Origin of the sequence: Novosphingobium lentum NBRC 107847 (assembly GCF_001590965.1) — a bacterium.
GTDB lineage: Bacteria > Pseudomonadota > Alphaproteobacteria > Sphingomonadales > Sphingomonadaceae > Novosphingobium > Novosphingobium lentum.
The window spans coordinates 63,397-86,803 of sequence record NZ_BCTW01000004.1 but is presented as its reverse complement, the minus strand read 5'-3'; the positions used below and the strand labels follow the sequence as shown (position 1 = coordinate 86,803).

Sequence of the window (23,407 nt, the reverse complement as noted above, 5' to 3'; positions counted from 1 at the left end):
CGTTGCTGAATGTCTGGCGGGGCGAAGCGAGCCATGAGTTGCGCCTCACCTGGTCTCTGGCAATTGCGGCACGGAACCCATCGTGTAAGTCAATAAGTACGCCATCGTGACTCGGGGCTCGGCGGCGTTTCTCATAAACGCGTCACGTCCGCAGACCTGCCGAGGCTCGATGTGATTCGAAGCAGTTCGAAACACATCGAGTCGGGAGTGTGGATCATTTTTGCGGCGAAGTTCAAACCACGCAGCTCCCTAAGTGATTAGAACGTCAATAAAATGAAATGTGATAAAAAAGTTTAGACTTCGCTTTCGATTCGTCCAAAAATATGATAGTTTATTTAAAATAACAGACGCATAATCGGGTCATTTTTGAAAATTTTTATAGTATCCTAGTGAAATATAGGGGGCTGTATGTTCAAAAATGTAGCATTGGCGCTGTTATGCGTCAGCTCTTTATCCGGCTGCACATCGTCTCTTCAAACATACTTAGAAAGAAGTACAAGAACTGAGCCAGTCGTAAGAGGGCCAACACACCATAATGGAGATGCTCCCGTAGCCGGCATATCCTTAAATTCCAATCGCAGGTTGGTCGTCTCTAATCGCAGCGATAGCTCAAGATTTACTTGCTCGGAACCTCCGCCCGATACAGGCGTAAATCAGGCCACTCAAACGGCGTTATCTGCGTCAGCCAATTCAACGGCTGACGATAAAAAGCCGAATGCATCGTTTTCGGATTCTGCGATTCTGACAAGTATTATTCTATCATCTAGGACAGAGATGGTTGAGATGTGGCGAACAACGTCATATAATTACTGCTTGCTACTCATGAATAACGCGAAAACTGAGGCTGATACCTACCTGATTCATGGAACAGTGGCACTTATTGCAGCTTCACAAGCTTCGACAGAGAAAGTGAATGCTGCGCTCGCCCAGGAAACTGCAAAGCGCGACGCGGCGGAAAATAGCTTAAACAACATAATAACTGCGATTAAAAATTTGAACACGCCCCCCGCCAAAACTCCGTAGGGTCAGTATTATCGCTCCCTAATCAAAAAACGCGATCGACCTTACTTCAATGCTCGATCGCGTTCTGGTGTCGGGCAGGCTGGTGTCGTGGAACGCGGTGTGCGGGCAGCGCCAGGTGACGGAATGGTCGCTGTCGAAGAACTTGAACAGCAGCGCATCGTCGGCGGTCATGTTGGAGAAATACCACCAGCGGTGCGCGGCGCGGTGGCGGAAGATGGTGGCGGCGATCATCGTGTCCTCGCCCGGCACCGGCGCGGTCAGCGCGTCGCCGGTGGGAAATTCGTCGACCACGAACAGCGTGTTGCTCTTGCCCTCGGCGGCGGCGACGGTGCGGCCGTCGCACACCGCCAGCGGCCAGTCCTGCGGGCCGGGCGAGAACGTGCGCCACAGCGATGTGGCGATGAAGCGCGAAAAGCCCGGCCCGTCGGGAAACCGTTCGGCATAGATGCGCTGCGCGGCGCGGTGGGCGGTGGCTTCGTTGTAATCGACGTGCGCTTCGCCCGCAGGCGGCTGGATGCCGCCGACGTGCTGGTAGCCCTCGACCTTTTCCTGCGCGCGGGCGGACAGATCGGCCGAGGTGCGGATCATCCAGCCTTGCGCGGCGACCTGGCTGGCGCCGGTCAGGCGCTGCACCAGCCGCTCGGTCTCGGCCATGTACAGCCGGTCGATGGTGTCGCTTTCAGTGAAATCGGTCACCGCCGTGGGGCTGGTGGCGAGCATGAAGCCGTGGGTGTGGAAGGCGAAGTGATCGCGGATCGGCATGCCATCGCGCACCACGGCGGCATGGTCGAAATACTCGCCGGTGTTGATCTCCGCCCCGCGGCTGACATAGCGCCGGGTGACGTAGTCGCCATCGCCCAGATAGCGGATGAGCGCCGGGGCCTGCCGTGCGCGGTCCTCGATGCTGTCGGTGTCTTCTGCCAGACTCGCCATTATGCGCGCTCCATCCTGCTCCGCGCCGATCGTACCATTCGTTAGTGTTACTTACAATATCCGCGCGCTGCGGGAAAACTTTCGACAGTCGGGAGAGGTGATAGTAAGCTGGCGCACAAATAACCCGGCCACTATACTGGAGCGCCCCATGACCCGCCTTATCCCGCTGCACGACGTCGCCGGCCTGGTCGGCCAGGAGCTGGGCGTGTCCGACTGGCACACCGTCAGCCAGGACCAGATCGACGATTTCGCGCAAGCCACGGGCGACAAGGAATGGTTCCACATCGACGTCGAGCGGGCCACCCGCGAGATGGGCGGCACCATCGCGCACGGGTTCCTGACGCTGTCGATCGTGCCGGTGCTGTGGGGCACGATCGCGCGGATTACCGAGTTCAAGGGCGGCTACAACTATGGCATCGACAAGGCGCGCTTCACCGCGCCGGTCCGCGCCGGCGCGCGCATCCGGCTGCGCGCAACGATGCGCGAACCGCAGCAGCGCCGGGGCGGCACCATCGTCAGCGTGGGCTGCGTGATCGAGGTCGAGGGTGAAGACAGGCCCGCGCTGGTGACCGACTGGTCGGAAATCTTCTACTCCGAGGAGGAGGTGCAGGGCCGCGCGATGCCGGTCACCTGAACGCCTGCGACCGTTCACAACTCGTCGCGGTTTCCTGAACCTGCGCTAATCGTAGCGTTCAGGCCGCTACCAGCCTGGCGTGGATATTCTGCCTTGCATGATGCCGGACCGCCGGCGTCGCCAGACGGAGGAGAACCGCCATGAACAAGACCATGCTTGCAATTGCCTCGCTCGCCACGGCGCTCACCGCCGCCGCGCCCGCATCCGCCCAGCAATGGGGCGTGCAGGTGCGCAGCGGCTGGGGCAACCCAGGATACCAGGGCTATGCCGGCAACTATCGCGGCGGCTACGACCGCGGCGGGTACGACAACGACGATGCGCGCGACATCTGCAGCGGCCAGCGCGCCCATGCGCTGGAAGCGCGGATCGGGCACGAACTGGACGAAGGCGACATCGATCGCGGCACCGCGCGCTATCTGCACCAGATGGTCGACCGCACCGAGGACCAGCAGCGCTATGCCTGCCGCTCGGGCGACCGCTGGCGCCTGCGCGAGATCGACCGGCGCTATGACGAGATCGGCCACCGCATCGGCCACGAGGAACGGGAAGGCCGGCGCGGCTGGTAAGGCGCAAGGGGTGGGCGGCTGGTAACGGTCACCCGCCCCATCCGCTGCGCACAAAACGAAACGGGCCGGGAACCGCTGGTGCAGTTCCCGGCCCGTCGTGTGTTCACGCGATCAGGCGATCAGCGGCGCTGCCAGGTGCAGGTGCGCTCGCGGTGACCGTGGCGCCATACGTTGCGGCACACCTTCACTTTGTTCCAGCCGCGATGACGGCCCATGTTGTCGTGACGGCCCATGTTGTCGTTGCGGCCCCAGTCGCGGTGGTCGCGGCTGTCGGACACGTCGCGACGCACGGTGCGGCTGTCGCCCATCGTGTCGGTCTGGCGGTGGACGACGGTGCGCGAGCCATCGGGACGGTCGACGGTGCGGGTGGTGGCGGTGCCGCCGGGGCCTTCGACGTGGCTGGTGGTGCGCACGTTGCCGTTGGGCATCTGCATCGTGGTGCTGGTCTGGTTCGACATCTGGGCGCTGGCGGCGCCCGCCGTGCCCAGCGACAGCATCGCTGCGCCGATCAGGATAAGTTTTTTCATGGGAAGTTGCCTTTCAAAACGCGATCACGCGGTTGTTGTTGTTGCGTGTCACGCTGCGAACGAAGCGCGGGCGTGACGGTTCCGTGAAAAGCCCCCGGCGCCGCACGGATATTCGCAGCAGCACCGGGGGCCGTCATTCAGCGGCGATAGTCGCGGCGGTCGTCGTGGCGATAGTCGCGATGCTCATCGCGGCGGTCCCAGCCATGGTGACGGTGGTGGCGCGCCCATTCGTAGCGCTGCCGGTCGCTGCGCCAGTCGTCGCGGCGGGAAGCGTGGCGGTAGTTGTCGCGATAGCCGTTGCCATACGCGTTCTGGCTGTAGCCGTAACGCTGCGTCTCGTGCGCCTGCGCCGGAGCGGCCGCAGCCAGCCCGCCGATCGCCAGCACGAGGCCGAGCACGCTGTTCCTGATGATGGTCATGATACGTCTCCTGCAAGGCCCTGCGCGGTGACGTGTTCGCCGCGATCGGGGTCTTCGCTGACCGGTATCGGCTCCCCGAGGTGAACCGCAGAGACACGGTATCGGCAGAATCCGTTCATAATTGAACGCAATTGTATTAACAGTCCGGACCCCACGACGGTGCCCCGCAAAAAACAACTGTCCTACAGGTCCCTTTTTGTTCCACGCTGCGCGCCTTTTCGCGAAAAGGACGCCGCTGCCATGCCCTCACCACCGCCCTCCCCACCGCCCTCACCACCGCCCGCACCCAAGCCCCTGCTTCCCGCCTTCGCCCCCGTCCCGCGCGGCACCACCCGGCACGATGGCTGGACGCCGGAACGCCAGCGCGGTTTCATCGAGGCGCTGGCGGACCTCGGCAGCGTACGCGCCGCCGCGCACACCGTGGGGATGACGCCCGAAGGCGCGTACCTGCTGCGCCGCCATGCCGAGGGCGGCCCGTTCCGCAAGGCGTGGGAGGCCGCGCTCAAGCTGGGCGTGAAACGGCTGGAGGACGTGGCGATGGAGCGCGCGCTCCACGGCACCGAAGTGCCCGTCTACCACTTCGGCCAGATCGTCGGCACACGCCGCGTCTACAACGACCGCCTGCTGATGTTCATCCTGCGCAACCGCAGCGCCAATCGCTTTGCCGCCGACAGCCGCCCCAACGCGGCGACGCGCGGCATGCTCAAGCGGATGAAGAAGGAATGGCGGCGCGAATGGGAACAGGAACGCGCCCGCGCCGAACACGTCAGCGTGAAGCAGATCAACGACAGCATCCTGCGCAAGGTCGCCGCAATGCGCGACAAGGTGATGGCGCAACGCGAAGCGGAAAAGCAGGACGCGATCCGCGAGGCCGTGGCCAAAGCGCTCGCCGCCGCCGGCGTCGCCCCGCCGCCCGAGCCTGCGCCGCAGGACCATGAGCCCGCACCCACCCTGCCCGCGCTCGCCGCGCCACCGGAAGACCGCCCCCCCCAGGGCCCGCGCATCCATCCCTAGGCGCGCTCCCGACTGTGCGTCCCCGCGAAGGCGGGGACCTCATGCCATCAAAGCGCAACCCCCGCACCCCACCGCCGCGCAAAGCCAGAAAGCCCCACCCCGATGACGCTCACGAGCCTCCCCGACGACTGGATGAAGGCCGCCACCCCGCTTTCGGGCCAAGCCTGGCCCGACCGCCCGCGGCACAAGGCCATCCGCTTCCCCGAACTGCCCCCACCCCCATCCGCCGACGGCCACAACCCGGCGGTGCAGGCAGAACGCGCGGCGCTGGAGTGGCTGGCGCATGTGGAAGCGGGGCGGATTGGTGGGGGATAAAATTATGTGTGTACTTGCTAACTGTAAAGTTACTATCAGTCAAAAGCCTTACAAGCAAAACCGTACGACGCAATTCGTACCATAACAACCTCTCCTATTCTTTTTCCTCTGTAATCTTCTTGATTGTAGCCATTCCTCGAATTTCTTCTATCACGGAAGATTTTTTCTCGTTGGACCAACCAAAGCGTGATTCGATAGCATCGACAACTTTAATCACCCGCCGATCCTGATCACTATCCAATGCTTTCCGATTGACGCATCGCCAGAGCCTATCGACCAACGCATCAATTTCGAAAGGAGTGGAATCACCCTGATCAATCACGCCCTTCCATTTATCGGGCCATGTCGGATCATCAGCATCCTCAAGCAGCATCAAGCTAATCAATTTCTTGCCAGTGACCAAAGAACCACTTGAATCCAGCTCATGTAGAGATTCACAAAGTGCAGGAGTCGAAAGATCGGAAACAATCCCTTCAGCGATAACTCCAAATAACATCTTCGCGATAATTGTTACCAACGTCTCAAACTCTTGCTCCGTTAGTTTATCTTTCTGCTTATCCTCCAACCTTTCCAAAATCCAACGTAGCTCTGCAGTCAACATGACGTGAATTCTGCACCAAGCATCAAGTAGACGATCAACAGCAGGGCCCTTGACCTCAAAATCGGTATGGTCTGAATTACGGAGTACCCGAGCTAAAATCGTTAGTCCCGCCATAAATGTGCCTGGCCGAAGATTTTCCGAATCTGAGTCAACATCCATCTTTACCGCTTCAGCTTGACGAAGTGAGGCTGCTCCTACTAAATCTCCACCAGATTCTTCTAAACTTTCACTTAACGGCCGATCCCCGCGCGAGGTCGCCCGGTCATCAAGTGCATCCATTACCTGATCCAGTTGATCATCAGTAAGTCTCGTACGTCTAATACTTCGCATTCTGTCCCGAGTTACGAAAGCCTTTGAGGTGCCAAAGGCTGCGGATTCGAAATCTGCGTATGTTACTTTCGCTAAATCTCTGGGAGTTCTTTTCTCCAGAACGTCCAAAATATTTTCAATGAGCGAATTATTTTCGGACTGCAGGCCCGACAATAGTTCAATCTCTCGTCCTCGACGAAGAAATTGCAGGCCACTCGACTTGTTATCGCGCTCAACCGGGTCAATCATTCCCAGAGCTATGTAAAATTCCTGAAAACATTTATATCTAAAAGATATATCACCATTATCTCGTTTCAATATGCCACAATTCACGAGATCACCCACGACATCAACTGAATCATGACGCAGCTTCTTTTTTGAAAAATATTCCTCCACCCATACCACCAAATCACCTGATCTAACAGATCCACCGGCTTGATCTAGTTTATTAGCGATAGTGTTGAGGAGCAATTCCCTGCCTTTCGTGGTCAGACTACCACGCTTTGCAGAACGGAAATCTGATCTTCCGAGCAAATGATCTAGTACATTTTGAAGTAAGATGGCCTCATTTAGACGGTCTCCCTGCTGACCCTGCTTAGCTGCCCAAAGTAATAAGCCAACCATGTAGGCCGTTTTTGGCAAACCATCTCTATTAATTTGCCCTACAACCAAATCAAATTTGCTTTTTCCTTCAACGCCATCACCAAACCAAGTATGAGTCATTTTTCGAATTGCACTACGAGTCAGTTGGCCCAACCCCACACCAACAAACTCGGGCAGAAGTTTTTTAAAATGCCGCTGTTTAGAAAGTGAATTTTCGTCTGGACATCCAAATGCGAACGTTCGACAGGGTTTGAAATTTTCGGAGAATTTATTCAGCATCCGCAAGCTATCATCGTCCATCTGGCCGATATCTTCTATTAGAAAGACAAATTGACCATTTTTTACAGCGCTTTCGAATTCAAATTTATTAGGAATATCATAATCTCTTTGAACAGCTCTTCTAATTCCATAAAGATTATAAGAAAAATCATTAGCATCAATAAAGACAGGGATTTTTAAATCACAGCCAATGCCAAGAGCGTATCTGTAAGCAACGTGTAGCTTCAGTCCGGTTTTTCCTGACTGCCTACTTCCATGAAAAAATACATTTTCCGGGAGTTTTATTATTTCATCGAGCGATTTTTTCTTAAAATTTTCAGTTAAATTACCCGCTTCGTCTAATTTTGTTTCATCAAGCGTATATAGCTTTGGACAAGCATAGCCGTCTATGAATGATTTTTGATCATCAATTTCGTTATGCGCAAAATTCAGATGGTCGATGAATTTATCTGAAATAATGCCTCTATTGTTCTGTAGCATTAACTCTATTTGATCGGCAGGATTTCTTATTTTCACTGCAAAATTTAGAATCAATGGATCAGCGCTCGTAAGGTTTGCTGCAGCGGCAAAACGGTCAGTTAATTGAAAATATTCACGGCAATATATTGAGGTTGTGTCTTGCACAAAATCAATTTCAATTATTTGATAGCCGTTAAACCATTCTGACCCAGCGTACAGGCTGCCCGCCGAACTCCGGACACTTGATCCGTAAATGTCTTCGACTCGCTCTGGTCGAGGGCGATGCGTGTGGCCGCTGCAAACCAGATCAAATTCTTTTGCGATCCGCGCTTCAACAGAAACTCTGTCAAAATGTAGCAGATTTTCGAATGGGTGATGGAGTACGCATATTTTATAGTCGCATTCGCCCAAATACGAGACCGCTCGCTCGACATTTTCAAGGCCCACTATGAGGTTGCCATCATCGACATCACCCGCTTCACCGGTTGCACGCCAAGCACTATTTAGAAGGACAACACCGATAGTTTTCGTGCCGATTTTCAATTTTCTAATTCGACAGAAATTGCCTATCTTGTAATCAATCGGGAATTTTTTATCATACCATTCGTAAAAATTTTGCATTCGCCATAGAGCAATAATGGCAACATCGTTGTTTTCACGGTATGATCTAAAGAATTTTTCCAGACCATGTTGCTCACTTAATTGAACCTTCAATCCACTTTCTAGTGTTTCTTGTTTACGAGCTTCCAAACGCGAAATGTCATGATTTCCGGGGCTCACCAGTAGGTTAGCAACCTCTAAATTGCATTTGTGCAATATTGGGGTGAGGACCTCCCTGTCGGCACACGCAAAATCAGTTAAAGCATCTCCGGATTGAACTAGATCGCCAGAAAAAATTACGCAGTCTGGATTTACTCCACGCTCAGCCATTGCAACTAAGTCTTTTTCGAGACTGGAAATGATCTTCATTTGACCTTGTCTGGTCCGCGAGCTCCAATGCACATCCGACAAGTGGATAATGGTGAGCTTGCTCAAATGACATTCCCTCTTAGCGATAGATAAAAGCCTGAACCAATCATTGGCATTTGGCTAATTATGCGTCTGTAGCTAGAAGGGATTATCGCTAAAAATCATTAAAGTGCAAGGGCGGGGCGGCTCCCACTTTTGAGTTTATATGTACCTACTCCTCGCCCATCCGCAGCGCCGCGATGAACGCTTCCTGCGGAATGCTGACGTTGCCGTACTCGCGCATCCGCTTTTTGCCCTCCTTCTGCTTGTCGAGCAGCTTCTTCTTGCGGCTGATGTCGCCGCCGTAGCATTTGGCCGTGACGTCCTTGCGCATGGCGCTGATGGTTTCGCGGGCGATCACCTTGGCGCCGATCGCGGCCTGGATCGGGATCTTGAACATGTGGCGGGGGATGAGGTCTTTCAGCCGTTCGACCAGCCCGCGTCCGCGCGCGTCGGCCTGGCTGCGGTGGACGATCATGGAGAGCGCATCGACGGGTTCGTTGTTGACGAGGATGTTCATCATCACGAGGTCGCCTTCGCGCAGGCCGATCTGCTCGTAATCGAAGCTGGCATAGCCGCGCGATATGCTTTTCAGGCGGTCGTAGAAATCGAACACCACTTCGTTGAGCGGCAGTTCGTAGCTGACCTGGGCGCGGCCGCCGACGTAGGTCAGGCCGGTCTGGACGCCGCGACGGTCCTGGCACAGCTTGAGGATGCTGCCCAAGTATTCGTCCGGCGTGTAGATCACCGCCTTGATCCACGGTTCCTCCATCTCGCGGATCTTGACCTGGTCGGGCATGTCGCTGGGGTTGTGGAGGTATTGGGTGGAGCCGTCGTTCATGGTCAGGCGGTAGACCACCGACGGCGCGGTGGTGATGAGGTCGAGATCGTATTCGCGGGTCAGGCGTTCCTGGATGATTTCGAGGTGGAGCAGGCCGAGGAAGCCGCAGCGGAAGCCGAAGCCCAATGCGGCGCTGGATTCCATCTCGAAACTGAAGCTGGCGTCGTTGAGGCGCAGCTTGCCGATGCTTTCGCGCAGTTTCTCGAAATCGGCGGCGTCGACCGGGAACAGGCCGCAGAACACCACCGGCTGGACTTCCTTGAAGCCGGGCAGCGCGATGGTGGCGCCGTTCTTGACCGTGGTGATGGTGTCGCCGACTCGCGCCTGCGCCACTTCCTTGATCTGCGCGGTGATGAAGCCGATCTCGCCCGGGCCCAATTCGGCGAGCTGTTCGATCTTGGGGCGCATGCAGCCGACGCGGTCGATCAGATGTTCGGTGCCGCCGGCCATGAAGCGCACCTGCAGGCCCTTCTTGATCACGCCGTCGATCACGCGGACGAGGATGACCACGCCGAGGTAGGGATCGTACCATGAGTCGACCAGCATGGCGGTGAGCGGGGCATCGCGGCTGCCCGTGGGCGGGGGGATGCGGGTGACGACCGCCTCGAGCACTTCCTTGATGCCGATGCCGGCCTTGGCGCTGGTGAGCACCGCGTTGCTGGCGTCGAGCCCGATGATCTCCTCGATCTCGGCCTTGACCTTTTCGGGTTCGGCGGCGGGCAGGTCGATCTTGTTGATGACCGGCACGATCTCGTGGTTGTGCTCGATCGACTGGTAGACGTTGGCCAGCGTCTGCGCCTCGACCCCTTGCGCGGCATCAACCACCAGCAGCGCGCCCTCGCACGCGGCCAGGCTGCGGCTGACCTCGTAGGCGAAGTCGACGTGGCCGGGGGTGTCCATCAGGTTGAGCTCGTATTCCAGCCCATCGTCGGCGGTATAGGCCAGACGGACGGTCTGCGCCTTGATGGTGATCCCGCGTTCGCGTTCAATGTCCATGTTATCAAGGACTTGCTCGCTCATCTCGCGCGCGGTGAGCCCGCCGGTGAACTGGATCAGCCGGTCGGCCAGCGTCGACTTGCCATGGTCGATATGGGCAATGATGCTAAAATTGCGGATCAGGGATAATTCGGTCATGCCGCGCCGTTAGCAGTGGTGTTTGGCCGAGTCAGCCCCCGCGCTTGCCGACGTCGTCAACCAACCTTGCGCTGCGGCGTGGATTCAGGCTCCGGCGTGGGTGCCTTGCCCGCCACCGCCGCGATCCGCCCTTGCGCATCGAGCCGCAGCGGCGCGGAGAATTCCAGCCCCATGCGATCGTCATGGCTCCACCGCGATGTCGCCGTCACCGCATGGCCATCGGACAGCTGGACGCGGAAGATCGTGCCGGCGGGAACGTTCCACAGCCCTTCGATCAGCGCGCCGGTCTGCGAGATGTTGCGCACCGTGCCATTGTAGCGATGGCCGCCGTGATCGAGCACGACCTTGCGCAGCATCGACTGCCGCGCCGCCCGCGCCGATCGCGGCCCCTGGGCAATCGCCATCAGCCCGGTGGAGAGCCGTGCGGTGGCGTTCATCGTCGACAGCGGGCGCTCGTAGATATAGCCCTGCACATGGCTGCAGCCGAGCATGCGCACCAGATCGAGTTCGTCGAGCGTCTCGACACCTTCGGCGGTGGTTTCCATCCCCAGCGCTTCGGCCAGGCTGACGATCGAGGCGATGATCGCGCCGTTGCGGCTGCCCGGTTCGGTGGCGCCGCGCACAAAGCTCTGGTCGATCTTGATCTTGTCGAACGGCGCTTTCTTGAGATAGCCGAGCGAGGAATAGCCCGTGCCGAAATCGTCGAGCGCCAGCCGCACGCCAATGCCCTTGAGCGCCTTGAACATCGCCTCGGTGCCCTCATCGTCGTTGAGGAACACGCTTTCGGTGATTTCCAGCTCCAGCCGGTCTGATGCGACCTGGGCGCTCGCCAGCGCGTTGGTGACGATCGTGGGCAGCGACGGGTTGGCAAACTGCAAGGCCGAGACATTGACCGCGACGCGAACGTCGTCGGGCCAGCGCGACAGCGCCTGGCAGGCGGTGCGCAGCGCCCATTCGCCGATCGTGGCGATCATGCCGGCATCTTCGGCCACGGGGATGAACCGCGCCGGCGAGATCCAGCCGAGCGTCTTATGGTTCCAGCGCAGCAGCGCCTCGAACCCGGTGATCTTCTCGGTCGCGGTCTGGACCACCGGCTGATAGTACAGTTCGAGCCCGCCATGGGCGACCGCATCGCGCAAGTCGTCTTCCATCTGGCGGCGTTCTTCGGCGTCGCTGTGCAAGTCTGCGGCGTAGAAGTGGTAGCGCCCGCGTCCGCCGTCCTTGGCGGCATACAGCGCCAGATCGGCGTTGCGGATCAGTGCCTCGCTCGTCACTCCGTCGTCGGGCGCGATCGCGATGCCGATCGACGCGCCGATCGTCACCCGGCTGCCCTCGATCGAATATGGCTGTGACAGCGATTCGATGATCTGCGCGGCCAGGTGGCCCATTTGCTCGCGTTCGATCTTGCCGGGAATGATCACCTGGAACTCGTCGCCGCCCAGGCGCCCCACGCGACCCACTTTGCCGACGACGCGCTCCAGCCGCTGCGACACCTGCTTGAGCAGCGCATCGCCGGCCGGATGGCCCAGCGTATCGTTGACGCTCTTGAATCGATCGAGATCGAGCAGGAACACGCTGCAGGCGCGATGTTGGGCCTGCGGCGCGTTGAGGATCTTTTCCAGCGTCTGCGACATGCGGAAGCGGTTGGACAGCCCGGTCAGCGAATCGAAATGGGCGAGCCGCGAGGCATGTTCCTGCGACCGGCGCTTTTCGGTGAGGTCCGAACCCGAGCCACGGAACCCCTGGAAGTTGTTGAAGGTATCGTAAGTGGGGCGTCCGGTGACCGACCACCAGCGTTCGTCGTCGTCGGCCGTGGCCGCCCGCACCGCCAGTTCGCTGAACGCGGACCGGGCCGAAAGGTGGAAGGCCAGCGTGCGCTCCCCCTCGCCCGACAACGCCGCAAGGTTGAACAGTTCGGCAAAGGGGCGCCCGACCAGTTCCTCGACCGGGCGGCCCAGTGCTTCCGCCACGGGGCGCGACAGGTATGAAATCGCGCCCTTGCGATCGGTTTCCCAGAACCAGCCCTGCCCGGTTTCCTCGTAATCGGCGAGAATTTCCTGGGCGCGGGTCTGGACGCGCTGATCCTGTTCGGTCTGTTCGCGCAGCTTGGCGTCGATCGCGGTCTGCCGCACGAACGCGGTCAGCGCGATGGCCGCCCCCACCGCCAGCGTGATGAACCCGCCCAGCTTGCTGGTGACGCACGCCACGCCGGCCCACATTCCCACTTGCGCCGCCAGCACACCAGCCAGCCGCCCGGACTCGATCACCGTCGCCAGCAGCGAAATGGTGATCAGCAACGCGAACGAGTAGTACCACAGGTCGGCCTGGGCGTGGGCCCAGATGCCGACGCTCGATCCGAACAGCAGCAGCGGCAGCGCGACCACCAGCCCCATCAGCGACATGCGCAGGCCGGTGCCGTGATCGGTCGCGACGTCGAATCCCTGAACCAGCCGTGCCGAACCGGCGATGGCGACAGCCACCACACCCAGCACGATGCTGACCACCGGCGGGACCGACCAGCCCATCAGCCCAAGCAAGACCAGCCCTGCGGCCATGGCCACGGCCATTTGCGGCCATTCGGGTGCGATGAACTGGGTCGGGGTGCGGATCGCCGGTTGGCCGGGCGACGTTGAACGGTCGCGCCTGCGTGCTGTGCGCGCAAAATCCGGCGCACCCTTCGGGGCAGCAACCGTCTGCTGTTCGCTGATCTGCGGGACCGTCTCCGACATGACGGCCTCTTGCACCACAAGCGTTTGATAAACGGTTAAGCATTCGGGGCCGAGCACGTATTGTCGCTGCCCCGGGGCCCCGATCCAGCTGGCGGTAAGAGACCTGTACCCGGGTTGGGCCATGATGCGCTGTTGCGGCCAACCCGACCGTGTTAATCGGCGCAGGAATCGCCGCCATTTGAAGGAAACAGGACCTTGGTCGCAATGCCGGCAAGCTATTCGATGGTCGGCGCGGCGGGGCGGCGCCTGCGCGTTGCGCGGTGGCATCCCGGCGCGGGCGGCCAGGGGTTGCCCGACGGGGCGCCCGCGCGTCGGCCGCTGCTGGTGTTCAACGGGATCGGCATCAACCTGGAACTGTTCGAGCCGGTTGCGCTCGACCTGGCCGAACGCGAGGTCATCAGCTTCGACATGCCCGGTGTCGGCAAATCGCCCGACCCCATTTTCCCCTACACCATCCCGTGCATGGCGCTGACGGCGATCGCGCTGCTCGATCAGCTGGGCGTGGACCGGGTCGACGTGATGGGCATCAGCTGGGGCGGCGCCATCGCCCAGCAGTTTGCGTTCCAGCACCGCGCCCGCACGGGCAAACTGATCCTCGCCGCCACCGGCGCGGGCTTCGTGATGGCGCCGGGCAACCCCAACATGCTGCGCCATCTGGCCGATCCGCGCGAATACACGGTCGAACGCACGTTGCGTCGCAACCTGGCCTCGCTGTATGCGGGCGGCGGCAACGGTGCGTTCTCGCTCAATTCAGTGACACCGCCGTCGCCGCTTGGCTGGGCCTGCCAGGTGGCCGCGTTCGCCACTTGGACCAGCATTCCGTTCCTGCCGCTGATCGACGTGCCGGTACTGGTCATGGCGGACGAGGACGATCAGATCGTCCCGCCCGCCAACGGGCGGTTCCTGCACCAGACCATTCCGGGCAGCCGGCTCGAAATGTTCGCAGGCGGCGGCCATCTGTTCATGCTGGCGCTGCGCGAACGGTTCGTCGCTGCGGTGCGACAGTTTCTGGACGAGCCCGACCCTGCCTGCGCGAACGGCTAGGTTGTTGGCGAACGCCGCTTTCCTTTTCCGCTTCATGCGATAGCATCACCCCCAAGAATCGGCGGCAGTTTCAGTAACCGCGCGGGAGAGCGCATGCGGCATATCGCGATAATCGGGTCAGGCCCGGCAGGGTATTACACGGCCGAAGCGGCGCAGAAGCATTGGGGGGACGACGTCAAGGTCGATATCTTCGACATGCTGCCGGTGCCGTACGGGTTGATCCGCACCGGCGTGGCGCCCGATCACCAGTCGATCAAGGCCGTCTCGCGCCGTTACGAACAGACCGCGCTGTCGGACAACGTACGGTTCGTCGGCAATGTCGCGGTGGGTGAGGATGTCTCGATCGCCGAACTGCAATCGCTGTACGATGCGGTCGTGCTGGCCACCGGCGCGCCCAACGACAAGCCGGCGGGCATCCCCGGCGAAGGCGCCGAAAACGTGTTCGGCAGTGCCTCGTTCGTCGGCTGGTACAATGGCCATCCGCAATTCGCCAAACTGGCCCCCGACCTGTCGGTCGGCACCGCCGTGGTCATCGGCAACGGCAACGTCGCGCTCGACGTCGCGCGCATCCTGGCCAAGACCACCGCCGAATTCACCGGCAGCGACATCGTGGGCCACGCGCTGCACGCGCTGGAAGCCTCGCATATCGATCATGTCGTGATCCTGGGGCGGCGCGGGCCGCACCAGATCGCGATGACGCCCAAGGAACTGGGCGAGCTGGCGCACTTGTCGCGCGGCTGCCCGCGCGTCGATCCGGCTGACCTGCCCCCGCGCGAGGATGACGCGCTGCTCGAACCGGGGCAGCGCAAGTCGGTCGATCACTTGCGCAGTTTCGCCGTGATCCCCGAGGATTTCCGTTGCGACAAGCCGGTCGAGATCGAATTCGACTTCTTCGCCTCACCGCTGCGCATCGTGGAACAGGATGGCCGCGTCCGCGCGGTGGAGGTCGAACGCACGCGGCTCGACGAACAAGGCCGCGCGGTCGGGACGGGCGAGACCTACCAGATCCCCTGCGGACTGGTGGTGACCTGCATCGGCTACAAGACCTCGCCCATCGCCGGCGTGCCGTTCGAGGAAGCGGCGGGGCGCTTTGCCAACCACGAAGGGCGCATCGTGCCGGGGCTGTATTGCGTGGGCTGGGCGCGGCGCGGGCCGTCGGGCACGATCGGCACCAACCGCCCCGACGGCTTCGGCGTGATCGAGCGGATTGCCGAGGACATCGGCAGCGGCGGCGGCAAGCAGGGTCGCCCCGGCTTCGATGCACTGGCGCAGGCGCGCAAGCTGGATGTGGTGACGTTCCGCGACTGGAAGAAGATCGAGGAAGCCGAGGCGGGCCGCGCCCGCGAGGGCGCCCCGCGCGAAAAGTTCACCGACGTGGCCGAGATGATCGCGGCGCGCGAGACGCCTTGATCCACAGGCCTTGCTTCCCTCATCCGAGCCCATCGCCAAGCTCTGGACAAGCTTCGTTCCTTAGGGCTGAAATCGAGGAACGCCGCGCCAGGTTCGCCTGTAGCGCAACGTGTCTCGACTTCGCTCGACATGAACGGTGATCAAATCAAACACCGCGGAGGCGAGCCGCCGGCCCGCCTCCTTGCAAATCCCCGCCTCTTTGCAAAGCGCCGTCAGGCGCTCACTGACCCGGGGGCGGCGTGGCAGGCGTTGCCGGATCCGCCGGGGTGGCCGGCGTTGCAGCGGGAGCCGTGGGCGCAGTGGAATCGGGCATCGCAGCCGGGGCCGGCGCCGTGGTTGTCGTCGTGGTGGTGGTATCGGTCATCGCGGCGGCGGGCGCCTCGGTCGTGGCGTCCTTCTTGCCGTGCTTGGCATGGCTCTTGTGAGCGGTGGTGGTCGTGGCGGCACCCGGTTCGGTCCCGGCAGTCGACTGCGCCATCGCGCCGGTAGAGGCAAGTCCGGCTGCCATAACGGCCGTGAACATCAACTTACGCATGTGAGTACTCCGTGAATAGCTTTCGCGCTGATTGGCGAAGTCTCACTATAACAACGAATTGCGCTTGGTGGGCTCGTCTCGTCGCATGGTTTGGGTCGGTTCGTCCGTACTGTCCCGCAGATGAACGAAACTGTAGTTTCCTGTTCATCGACTGGGCGACGGAGCGGACCGCTTCACCGCCAACGATGCTCGACACCCGTCCGATTCGCTGCGAGACTGCCGGCAAAGACTGGCCCCGGAGAGAAGGAGCACAACGATGCCCGCCTATGACCTGATCATCCGCCATGGCACCATCGTCGATGGCACCGGCGGCGCCCGCTTTGCCGGAGACATCGCGATCAAGGACGGCCTCGTCGCCGCTGTCGGCACGGTCCACGGCGATGCCCGCGAGGAAATCGACGCGCACGGCCTGATCGTCGCGCCCGGCTGGGTCGACATCCACACGCATTACGATGGCCAGGCCACGTGGGACGCCGAAATGGCGCCGTCATCGTGGCACGGCGTGACCACCGTGGTCATGGGCAACTGCGGCGTCGGCTTCGCGCCCGCCGCGCCCGATCGGCACGACTGGCTGATCGGGCTGATGGAAGGCGTGGAGGACATTCCCGGCACCGCGCTGGCCGAGGGCATGACGTGGAACTGGGAAACCTTCCCGCAATACCTCGATGCGCTGGAGGCGATGCCGCGCACGGTCGATATCGGCACCCATGTGCCCCATGGCGCGGTGCGCGCCTATGTCATGGGCGACCGCGAAAAACCCGGCGCGGTGCCCACCGACGCCGATATCGACGCGATGTCCGCCATCGTCGAGGACGGCCTGCGCGCGGGCGCGCTGGGCTTTTCAACCAGCCGCACGGTGATCCACAAGTCGGTCGACGGCGAGCTGGTCCCCGGCACCACCGCCACCGCCGACGAGCTGATCCGCATCGGCCGCGCGATGGGCCGCGTCGGCCACGGCGTGTTTGAAATGGCCAGCGACATGCGCCGCGCCTGGAACGAATTTGCGTGGATGGGCGCATTGAGCCGCGAAACCGGGCTGCCGGTGACGTTCGCCGCGCTCCAGTCGATCGCCAAGGAACTCTCGCTCGACGAACAGATCGCCGCGATGGAGCACGAGAACGCCGCTGGGGCCAACATCGTCGCGCAGATCGCCTTGCGCGGCAACGGCATCGTCATGGCGTGGCGCGGCACGGTCCACCCGTTCCGCTTCCGCCCGAGTTACGTCGCCATCGCCGACCTGCCGTGGGACGAACAGCGCGCGTACCTGGCCGACCCGGCGTTCAAGGCGCGGCTGCTGGCGGAAACCAACGAATACCCGCAAAGCGACATCATCGGCCTGCTTCGGATGGTCGGCGAAGGCTGGACCAACCAGTTCGAGATGGACGACACGTTCGATTACGAACCGCAGCCCGAGGCCAGCATCGCAGCCCGCGCCGCGCAGGCGGGCGTCTCGCCCGCCGCATACGCCTATGATCTGATGAGCGCGGGCGACGGCAGCGGGTTCATCTACCTGCCGATCCTCAACTACGCCGACGGCAACCTCGATTTCCTCGAAAGCCTGCAGGCGCGCGACGATTGCGTGAACTCGCTGTCCGACGGCGGCGCGCACTGCGGCACGATCTGCGATGCCGCCAGCCCCACTTTCATGCTCCAGCACTGGGTGCGCGATCGCCCGCGCGGGCGGGATCGGGTGGGCGGCCGGATCAGCCTGGAACAGGCGGTCAAGCGCCAGAGTCACGACACCGCGCGGCTCTATGGCCTCAACGATCGCGGCGTGCTCGCGCCCGGCATGATCGCCGATGTGAACTTGATCGACTTCGACCGCCTCGCGCTGGGCAAACCCTGGCTGGCGTTCGACCTCCCCGCCGGCGGCAAGCGCCTGCTGCAAAAGGCCGAAGGTTACGTCGCCACGATCAAGGCCGGCGTGGTGACGTTCCGCGAAGGTGCGTGGACGGGCGCGACGCCGGGCGGGCTGATACGGGGGCCGCAGCGGGCGGAGCTGCTGGAGGCGGCGGAGTAGGGGTGGGCGCGAGGCTAAAAATTAGCGCTCGATTTAGCATCAGAGACAGTGTGTGCCATGGCCCAAAAGCCCCAGCAGAAATCGTCAAAACCACCGGCTCCGAAACGCGGCAGATGGACGGCCGATCCTTCGCGAATCTTATCTGTAATGGCATTGTCGGTTTCTGTTGCATCGTTCGCCTTCAGCCAAATTAATTTCAATCGTTCTGAACGACTAGCAATCCAGCCTTCACTAGTTTTCGAATACGAACAAAATTATGGTTGGAAGGTGAGGAATATAGGGGCCGGGCCAGCGTTGAACCCTTTAGTTCAGTTGGCTTGGGATGATAAGCAATGGGAAAATCCGGTGCGAATTCCTTCAATTCCAGTCAATGCGAGTTTTTCATTGCAATGGGTTGGTTCTGACAATGTCAGAATGCTTGGAGCGACTTATAATGATAACAATGGCCGAATATATTCTACCGTTACAAAAAATGATCTCTCCTCAGTGCACACAGGATCGACACTCCCGATGTGGACTGAGAGTAAGATTAGAAAATATTGGGAACTTTCAAAGCCATAATCTCTAAAATTTACATTGTTTTGACGAAAATCTTAGCGCATCTACCAGATGTTCGAACACGCCGTTCACGCGCTCGCGGTGCGTTGCGCGGAAATTGAACTCCGACCGATAGCACTGCATATGCTCGCCGTTGTTCTGCACATGGGTTGACCGGATCGAAGCGCTGAACAACCGCCAGAAGCGTTCGACAATATTGACGTAGAACGTGTTGCCGCCGCGGTTGCACACACCGCATATTCGCCCTTGCCATGACTTACGCGGCCATGCTCGAAGCCGCCACTCTTGCGTAAGCTGTAGCTGTAGAGTTCGACGGTTGAGCCGGGCTCGACGTTATCCAGCACCGCCCCGCGCCGAATTTTCCTACAAGCTCCGCCCGCGTTATCATCGCGGAGATGCCGAAGACGCGCCCAACCATTTGCCAAACCACGATATTCTCGCCCACCGCCACGACTCGCTGCGATAAACATTCCCTGCGCGATACGGGCAAACATAGAGAAGATGCGGAAGCCGGCGGCCGCTTTCCGTCGCCGGTTGTGGGTGCCCTACACCCGCATCGGCATCAGCACGTAGAGCGCGGGGCTCTTGTCGTCCTGGCGGATCAGCGTGGGGGCGCCGGCGTCGGCGAGGTGGAGTTCCACGGTGTCGCCGTCGATCTGGCTGAGGATGTCCTTCAGGTAGTTGGCGTTGAAGCCGATCTCGAACCCGGCGGCGCTGTATTCGGCGGCCAGTTCTTCCGCCGCGGTGCCGTTGTCGGGGCTGGTGACCGACAGCGTGACCTTGTCGGGTTCCAGCGCCATCTTCACCGCGCGGGTCTTTTCGGTGGCGATCGTCGCCACGCGGTCCACGCCCTGGAAGAAGCTGCGCGGATCGAGTTTCAGCAGCTTGTCGTTGCCGGTGGGGATCACGCGGCTGTAATCGGGGAACGTGCCGTCGATCAGCTTGCTGGTGAGCACCACGCCGTTCTCGCCGCCCAGGGTGAAGCGGATCTTGCTGGCGGAAAGATCGACCAGCACGGCGGTGTCGAGCACATCGTCGAGCAGCTTGCGGATTTCGGCGACACATTTGCGCGGCACGATCACGTCGGGCATGCCCTGCGCGCCGTCGGGGCGTTCGATGGTGTAGCGGGCCAGGCGGTGGCCGTCGGTCGCTGCGGCTTTCAGCACCGGGCGGTCTTCTTCCGACACGTGCAGGAAGATGCCGTTGAGGTAGTAGCGCGTTTCCTCGGTCGAGATCGCAAAGCGCGTGCGGTCGATCAGTTCGGCCAGCACGCGGGCGGGCACTTCGAAGCTGGTCGGCAGGTCACCTTCCACGATCACCGGGAAATCGTCGCGCGGCAGCGTGGGCAGCTGGAAGCGGCTGCGCCCGGCCTTCACCGTCATGCGGTTGTCGGCGGTTTCGAAGCTGACCTGGCTGCCGTCGGGCAGCTTGCGCGCGATGTCGAACAGCAGGTGCGCCGACACGGTGATCGCGCCGGGGCTTTCGACCGAGACCGCCACCATCGTCTCGATGATCTGCAGGTCGAGGTCGGTCGCCATCAGCTTGACCGCGCCGCCGGCCGAAGCTTCGATCAGCACGTTGGACAGGATGGGAATGGTATTGCGCCGTTCCACCACGGACTGGACGTGGGACAGGCATCGCAACAGGGTCGCGCGTTCGATCGTGGCCTTCATTGCGTACAACGTCCCCCTAGGGCGAACGCAGGTCCGGAATCGGCCCCGCGCCGTCAATTCGGACCACCTTCCTTAACGCGGGCGGCCCGCTCGGCAAGCGCGAAGCCCGGTTGGAAGGGCGAATCTGGGGATAAATGCCGGAAATTCCCGCATTGGCCCCACGCTCTGCCGCAGCGTTACGAGATCATCGCCATGCCGCCGTTGACGTGCAGCGTCTGCCCGGTGACGTACCCGGCCTCACGGCTGGCGAGATACGCCACGGCCGCGCCGATATCGCTGCCCTCGCCCATACGGCCCATCGGGATGCGGGCGTTGAGCAGGTCCTTCTGCGCATCGGGCAGCCCGTCGGTCATCGCGGTGCGGATGAAGCCGGGCGCCACGCAGTTGACCGTGATGTTGCGGCTGGCCAGCTCCTGGCCCAGGCTTTTCGACATCGCGACCAGCCCGCCCTTGGCCGCCGCGTAGTTGATCTGCCCCGGATTGCCGGTGGCGCCGACCACGCTGGTGATCGAGATCATCCGGCCGAACCGCGCCTTCATCATCGGCTTGGACGCGGCGCGCATCAGCCGGAACGCGGCTTCGAGATTGACGCGGATCACCGCGTCCCATTCCTCGTCCTTCATCCGCATCGCCAGGTTGTCACGAGTTATGCCAGCGTTGTTGACGAGGATGTCGAGCTTGCCGAGCGAATCCACCGCCGCCGGAACCAGCTTCTCGACGTCGTCGGGATTGGACAGGTCGCAGGTGATCGCCACGTGATCGACCTGCTGGATGTGCTGCGGACTGTGCTCGTCGAGTTCATCGCGAAACGCGCGCAGCTTGGCGGCGTTGGAACCCGACACGGCCAGCCGCGCGCCTTGCGCGGCCAGCGCGCGGGCGATCGCGGAACCGATGCCGCCGCTGGCGCCGGTCACCAGCGCCGTCATGCCGTGCAGATCGAACATGCGGTGTTCCATGGTCACAGTTCCTTTGCGAATGCTTCGATGTCGGCCATGCCGATCACGCTGGTGACCGCAACATCGGCCACGGTGCGCCCGATCATCGGGCCGAGCACTTTGCCGCCCAGTTCGACGAATTGCTCCACCCCTGCCGCCTGCATCGCCAGCACGCTTTCGCGCCAGCGCACACGGCCGGTCACCTGCTCGACCAGCAGGCGCTGCACGTCCTGCGGATCGGTGACCATCGCGGCGGTGACGTTGGCGAACAGCGGCACGCGCAAGCTGGCGGGCGGAGTCTTTTCCAGTGCGGCGGCCATCGCATCGGCGGCGGGCTGCATCAGCGAGCAGTGGAACGGGGCGGATACCGGCAGCGATATGCCGCGCTTGATCCCGAAGTCCTTGACCAGCGCGATGGCGCGCTCGATCGCGCCCGTGTGCCCCGACAGCACGACTTGCGTCGGATCGTTGTCATTCGCCACGGCGCACACGTCATCCTCGGCCGCCGCATCAGCCAACGCCTGCGCCTTGACGATGTCGGCGCCCAGCAGCGCGCACATCGCGCCGATGCCCACCGGCACCGCCGCCTGCATCGCCTGCCCGCGCAGCTTCAGCAGCCGCGCGGTGTCGGCCAGCGAGAACGCGCCCGCGGCACACAGCGCGGTGTATTCGCCCAGGCTGTGCCCGGCGACGAAGTCCGCCTTGTCGGCCAGCGTGATCCCGCCTTCGATTTCGAGCACGCGCAGCACCGCGATGGCGTTGGCCATGATCGCCGGCTGGGCGTTTTCGGTCAGGGTTAGCTGGTCTTCGGGACCATCGCGCAGGATCGCGAACAGCTTTTGCCCCAGCGCATCGTCGACTTCCTCGAACACCGCGCGCGCTGCCGGACTGGCACCGGCCAGTTCCACGCCCATGCCGACTTTCTGGCTGCCCTGCCCCGGGAATACAAATGCACGCATCGTGACCTCTCCTTATGCGCCGCGCGGTTATGGGCGTTGTGTCGCCCCTGCAACCCCGAACGGGACAATCTTGTTGGCAGCGTCGTGCCCGATGTCGGCCCTTCCGAGGAAAGCGATGCCGGTCCGCGCGCACCAATCGCGCACCATGTCTGCGGGTTCCATGCCGAACGAGCGGTCGTTTTCGGGCACGTCGCTGACCCGGCCGAGCCGCAGCCCGGCGATCCCCATCGGCGCCAGATGGGCGGTGACATGAAACAGCAGCCGGTCGACAGCATAGAGATATTCGCTGACTTCCTCGATCAGCACGACATGCCCGGCAAGGCTGGGCATCAGATCGGTGCCGACCAGCATCGCCAGCGTCATCAGGTTGAACGCCACTGTGGGGCGACCGTCGAGGTCGGGTTCCAGCCCTTCGCCCGAACCGCACAGGAAACCCAGCGCGCGCAGCACCGCCGCCTCGCCCCCGTCGCGGCGGATATCGCCCGACATCGGCCCATGCACCGGCCTGCCGATGCCCGCGCGGTACAGCGCCCCCAGCAGCATGCCCCCGTCGGAATAGCCAAGGTATGTCTTCTCGCCCGCAGCCGGGCCAAGCCGGGCTATCGCCTCCCCTGCAATCCGCCCCGCGCCATAGCCGCCGCGGACGAACCACACCGCCTGCGTACCGGGATCATTGGCGCATTCGAGGAACGCCGTCAGCCGTTCGTCATCGGTCCCGGCGAAGTGGCCGTGTTCGGAAAAGCACTGATCGTGGAACCGCAGATCGGCCTGCGGAAATGCCGCCTCCGCCAGCGCGATGACACGCGCGGCATCCTCTCGGGTGAACGGCGTGGACGGCGCGCAGATGGCAATGCGGGACATGAGGACGCTCTAGGATCG

General features: G+C 61.6%; 19 protein-coding genes. 8 read left to right on the top strand and 11 right to left on the bottom strand.

Annotated features, from left to right (window positions below; all coding sequences use genetic code 11):
- Window positions 1-1,041: 1,041 nt before the first annotated feature.
- Complete coding sequence (locus NL2_RS04410; RefSeq protein ID WP_068072101.1) at window positions 1,042-1,956, bottom strand: CmcJ/NvfI family oxidoreductase; 915 nt, start codon at window positions 1,954-1,956, stop codon at window positions 1,042-1,044.
- 148 nt (window positions 1,957-2,104) lie between these two features.
- On the opposite strand from NL2_RS04410, the gene NL2_RS04405 reads away from it, so the two are divergent.
- The gene (locus NL2_RS04405) at window positions 2,105-2,590 is read left to right on the top strand and encodes a MaoC family dehydratase (RefSeq protein WP_068072100.1); all 486 of its coding nucleotides are present in this window, start codon (window positions 2,105-2,107) and stop codon (window positions 2,588-2,590) included.
- A 140-nt stretch (window positions 2,591-2,730) separates the two neighbouring features.
- A complete protein-coding gene (locus NL2_RS04400; RefSeq protein ID WP_068072099.1) occupies window positions 2,731-3,156 on the top strand; it encodes a hypothetical protein in 426 nt (141 codons plus the stop codon).
- Window positions 3,157-3,275: 119 nt separating this feature from the next.
- Here the strand turns inward: NL2_RS04400 and NL2_RS04395 are convergent, their stop codons facing one another.
- On the bottom strand, window positions 3,276-3,683 hold the full coding sequence (locus NL2_RS04395) for a hypothetical protein (protein ID WP_068072097.1): 408 nt from the start codon (window positions 3,681-3,683) through the stop codon (window positions 3,276-3,278).
- Between the two features lie 137 nt (window positions 3,684-3,820).
- A complete protein-coding gene (locus tag NL2_RS04390; protein ID WP_068072095.1) occupies window positions 3,821-4,102 on the bottom strand; it encodes a hypothetical protein in 282 nt (93 codons plus the stop codon).
- 240 nt (window positions 4,103-4,342) lie between these two features.
- Between NL2_RS04390 and NL2_RS04385 the strand changes: the two genes are divergently transcribed.
- Window positions 4,343-5,116, top strand: a complete 774-nt coding sequence (locus NL2_RS04385) for a hypothetical protein (RefSeq protein ID WP_068072093.1) — start codon at window positions 4,343-4,345, stop codon at window positions 5,114-5,116.
- A 102-nt stretch (window positions 5,117-5,218) separates the two neighbouring features.
- On the top strand, window positions 5,219-5,431 hold the full coding sequence (locus NL2_RS04380; RefSeq protein WP_157083024.1) for a hypothetical protein: 213 nt from the start codon (window positions 5,219-5,221) through the stop codon (window positions 5,429-5,431).
- A gap of 94 nt (window positions 5,432-5,525) precedes the next feature.
- Here NL2_RS04380 and NL2_RS20645 read toward each other — a convergent pair whose 3' ends face one another.
- The 3 genes from NL2_RS20645 to NL2_RS04370 all read right to left on the bottom strand — a co-directional run bounded on the left by NL2_RS20645 (window position 5,526) and on the right by NL2_RS04370 (window position 13,394).
- The gene (locus NL2_RS20645) at window positions 5,526-8,693 is read right to left on the bottom strand and encodes an STAND family AAA ATPase (protein ID WP_369405439.1); all 3,168 of its coding nucleotides are present in this window, start codon (window positions 8,691-8,693) and stop codon (window positions 5,526-5,528) included.
- 169 nt (window positions 8,694-8,862) lie between these two features.
- Window positions 8,863-10,665 carry a translation elongation factor 4 gene (lepA, locus tag NL2_RS04375; RefSeq protein WP_068072091.1) on the bottom strand — a complete coding sequence of 601 codons (1,803 nt, stop codon included), beginning with the start codon at window positions 10,663-10,665 and terminating at the stop codon, window positions 8,863-8,865.
- Between the two features lie 56 nt (window positions 10,666-10,721).
- Complete coding sequence (locus tag NL2_RS04370) at window positions 10,722-13,394, bottom strand: EAL domain-containing protein (protein ID WP_084355857.1); 2,673 nt, start codon at window positions 13,392-13,394, stop codon at window positions 10,722-10,724.
- 204 nt (window positions 13,395-13,598) lie between these two features.
- On the opposite strand from NL2_RS04370, the gene NL2_RS04365 reads away from it, so the two are divergent.
- Both NL2_RS04365 and NL2_RS04360 read left to right on the top strand, forming a co-directional pair.
- Window positions 13,599-14,438 (top strand): alpha/beta fold hydrolase, encoded by an 840-nt coding sequence (locus tag NL2_RS04365; protein ID WP_068072088.1) that lies wholly within the window; start codon window positions 13,599-13,601, stop codon window positions 14,436-14,438.
- 93 nt (window positions 14,439-14,531) lie between these two features.
- Window positions 14,532-15,848, top strand: a complete 1,317-nt coding sequence (locus NL2_RS04360; protein WP_068072086.1) for an FAD-dependent oxidoreductase — start codon at window positions 14,532-14,534, stop codon at window positions 15,846-15,848.
- Window positions 15,849-16,068: 220 nt separating this feature from the next.
- Here NL2_RS04360 and NL2_RS04355 read toward each other — a convergent pair whose 3' ends face one another.
- Window positions 16,069-16,383 (bottom strand): hypothetical protein, encoded by a 315-nt coding sequence (locus tag NL2_RS04355; RefSeq protein WP_157083023.1) that lies wholly within the window; start codon window positions 16,381-16,383, stop codon window positions 16,069-16,071.
- Between the two features lie 256 nt (window positions 16,384-16,639).
- Between NL2_RS04355 and NL2_RS04350 the strand changes: the two genes are divergently transcribed.
- Together NL2_RS04350 and NL2_RS21015 are read left to right on the top strand one after the other, a co-directional pair.
- Window positions 16,640-18,403: an N-acyl-D-amino-acid deacylase family protein gene (locus NL2_RS04350; RefSeq protein WP_068072081.1), complete on the top strand. Its 1,764-nt coding sequence runs from the start codon at window positions 16,640-16,642 to the stop codon at window positions 18,401-18,403.
- 57 nt (window positions 18,404-18,460) lie between these two features.
- Window positions 18,461-18,964, top strand: coding sequence for a hypothetical protein (locus NL2_RS21015; RefSeq protein ID WP_157083022.1), 504 nt, complete (start codon window positions 18,461-18,463; stop codon window positions 18,962-18,964).
- A 542-nt stretch (window positions 18,965-19,506) separates the two neighbouring features.
- On the opposite strand, the gene dnaN is transcribed toward NL2_RS21015, so the two are convergent.
- The 4 genes from dnaN to NL2_RS04325 all read right to left on the bottom strand — a co-directional run bounded on the left by dnaN (window position 19,507) and on the right by NL2_RS04325 (window position 23,389).
- The gene (gene dnaN / locus NL2_RS04340) at window positions 19,507-20,634 is read right to left on the bottom strand and encodes a DNA polymerase III subunit beta (RefSeq protein WP_068072077.1); all 1,128 of its coding nucleotides are present in this window, start codon (window positions 20,632-20,634) and stop codon (window positions 19,507-19,509) included.
- A 176-nt stretch (window positions 20,635-20,810) separates the two neighbouring features.
- Window positions 20,811-21,578 carry a 3-oxoacyl-[acyl-carrier-protein] reductase gene (gene fabG, locus NL2_RS04335; protein WP_068072551.1) on the bottom strand — a complete coding sequence of 256 codons (768 nt, stop codon included), beginning with the start codon at window positions 21,576-21,578 and terminating at the stop codon, window positions 20,811-20,813.
- Between the two features lie 14 nt (window positions 21,579-21,592).
- Window positions 21,593-22,528 carry an ACP S-malonyltransferase gene (fabD, locus tag NL2_RS04330; protein ID WP_068072075.1) on the bottom strand — a complete coding sequence of 312 codons (936 nt, stop codon included), beginning with the start codon at window positions 22,526-22,528 and terminating at the stop codon, window positions 21,593-21,595.
- Window positions 22,529-22,555: 27 nt separating this feature from the next.
- Entirely contained in the window at window positions 22,556-23,389 is an 834-nt protein-coding gene (locus NL2_RS04325; protein WP_068072072.1) for an LD-carboxypeptidase, read from the bottom strand.
- Between the last annotated feature and the right edge of the window lie 18 nt (window positions 23,390-23,407).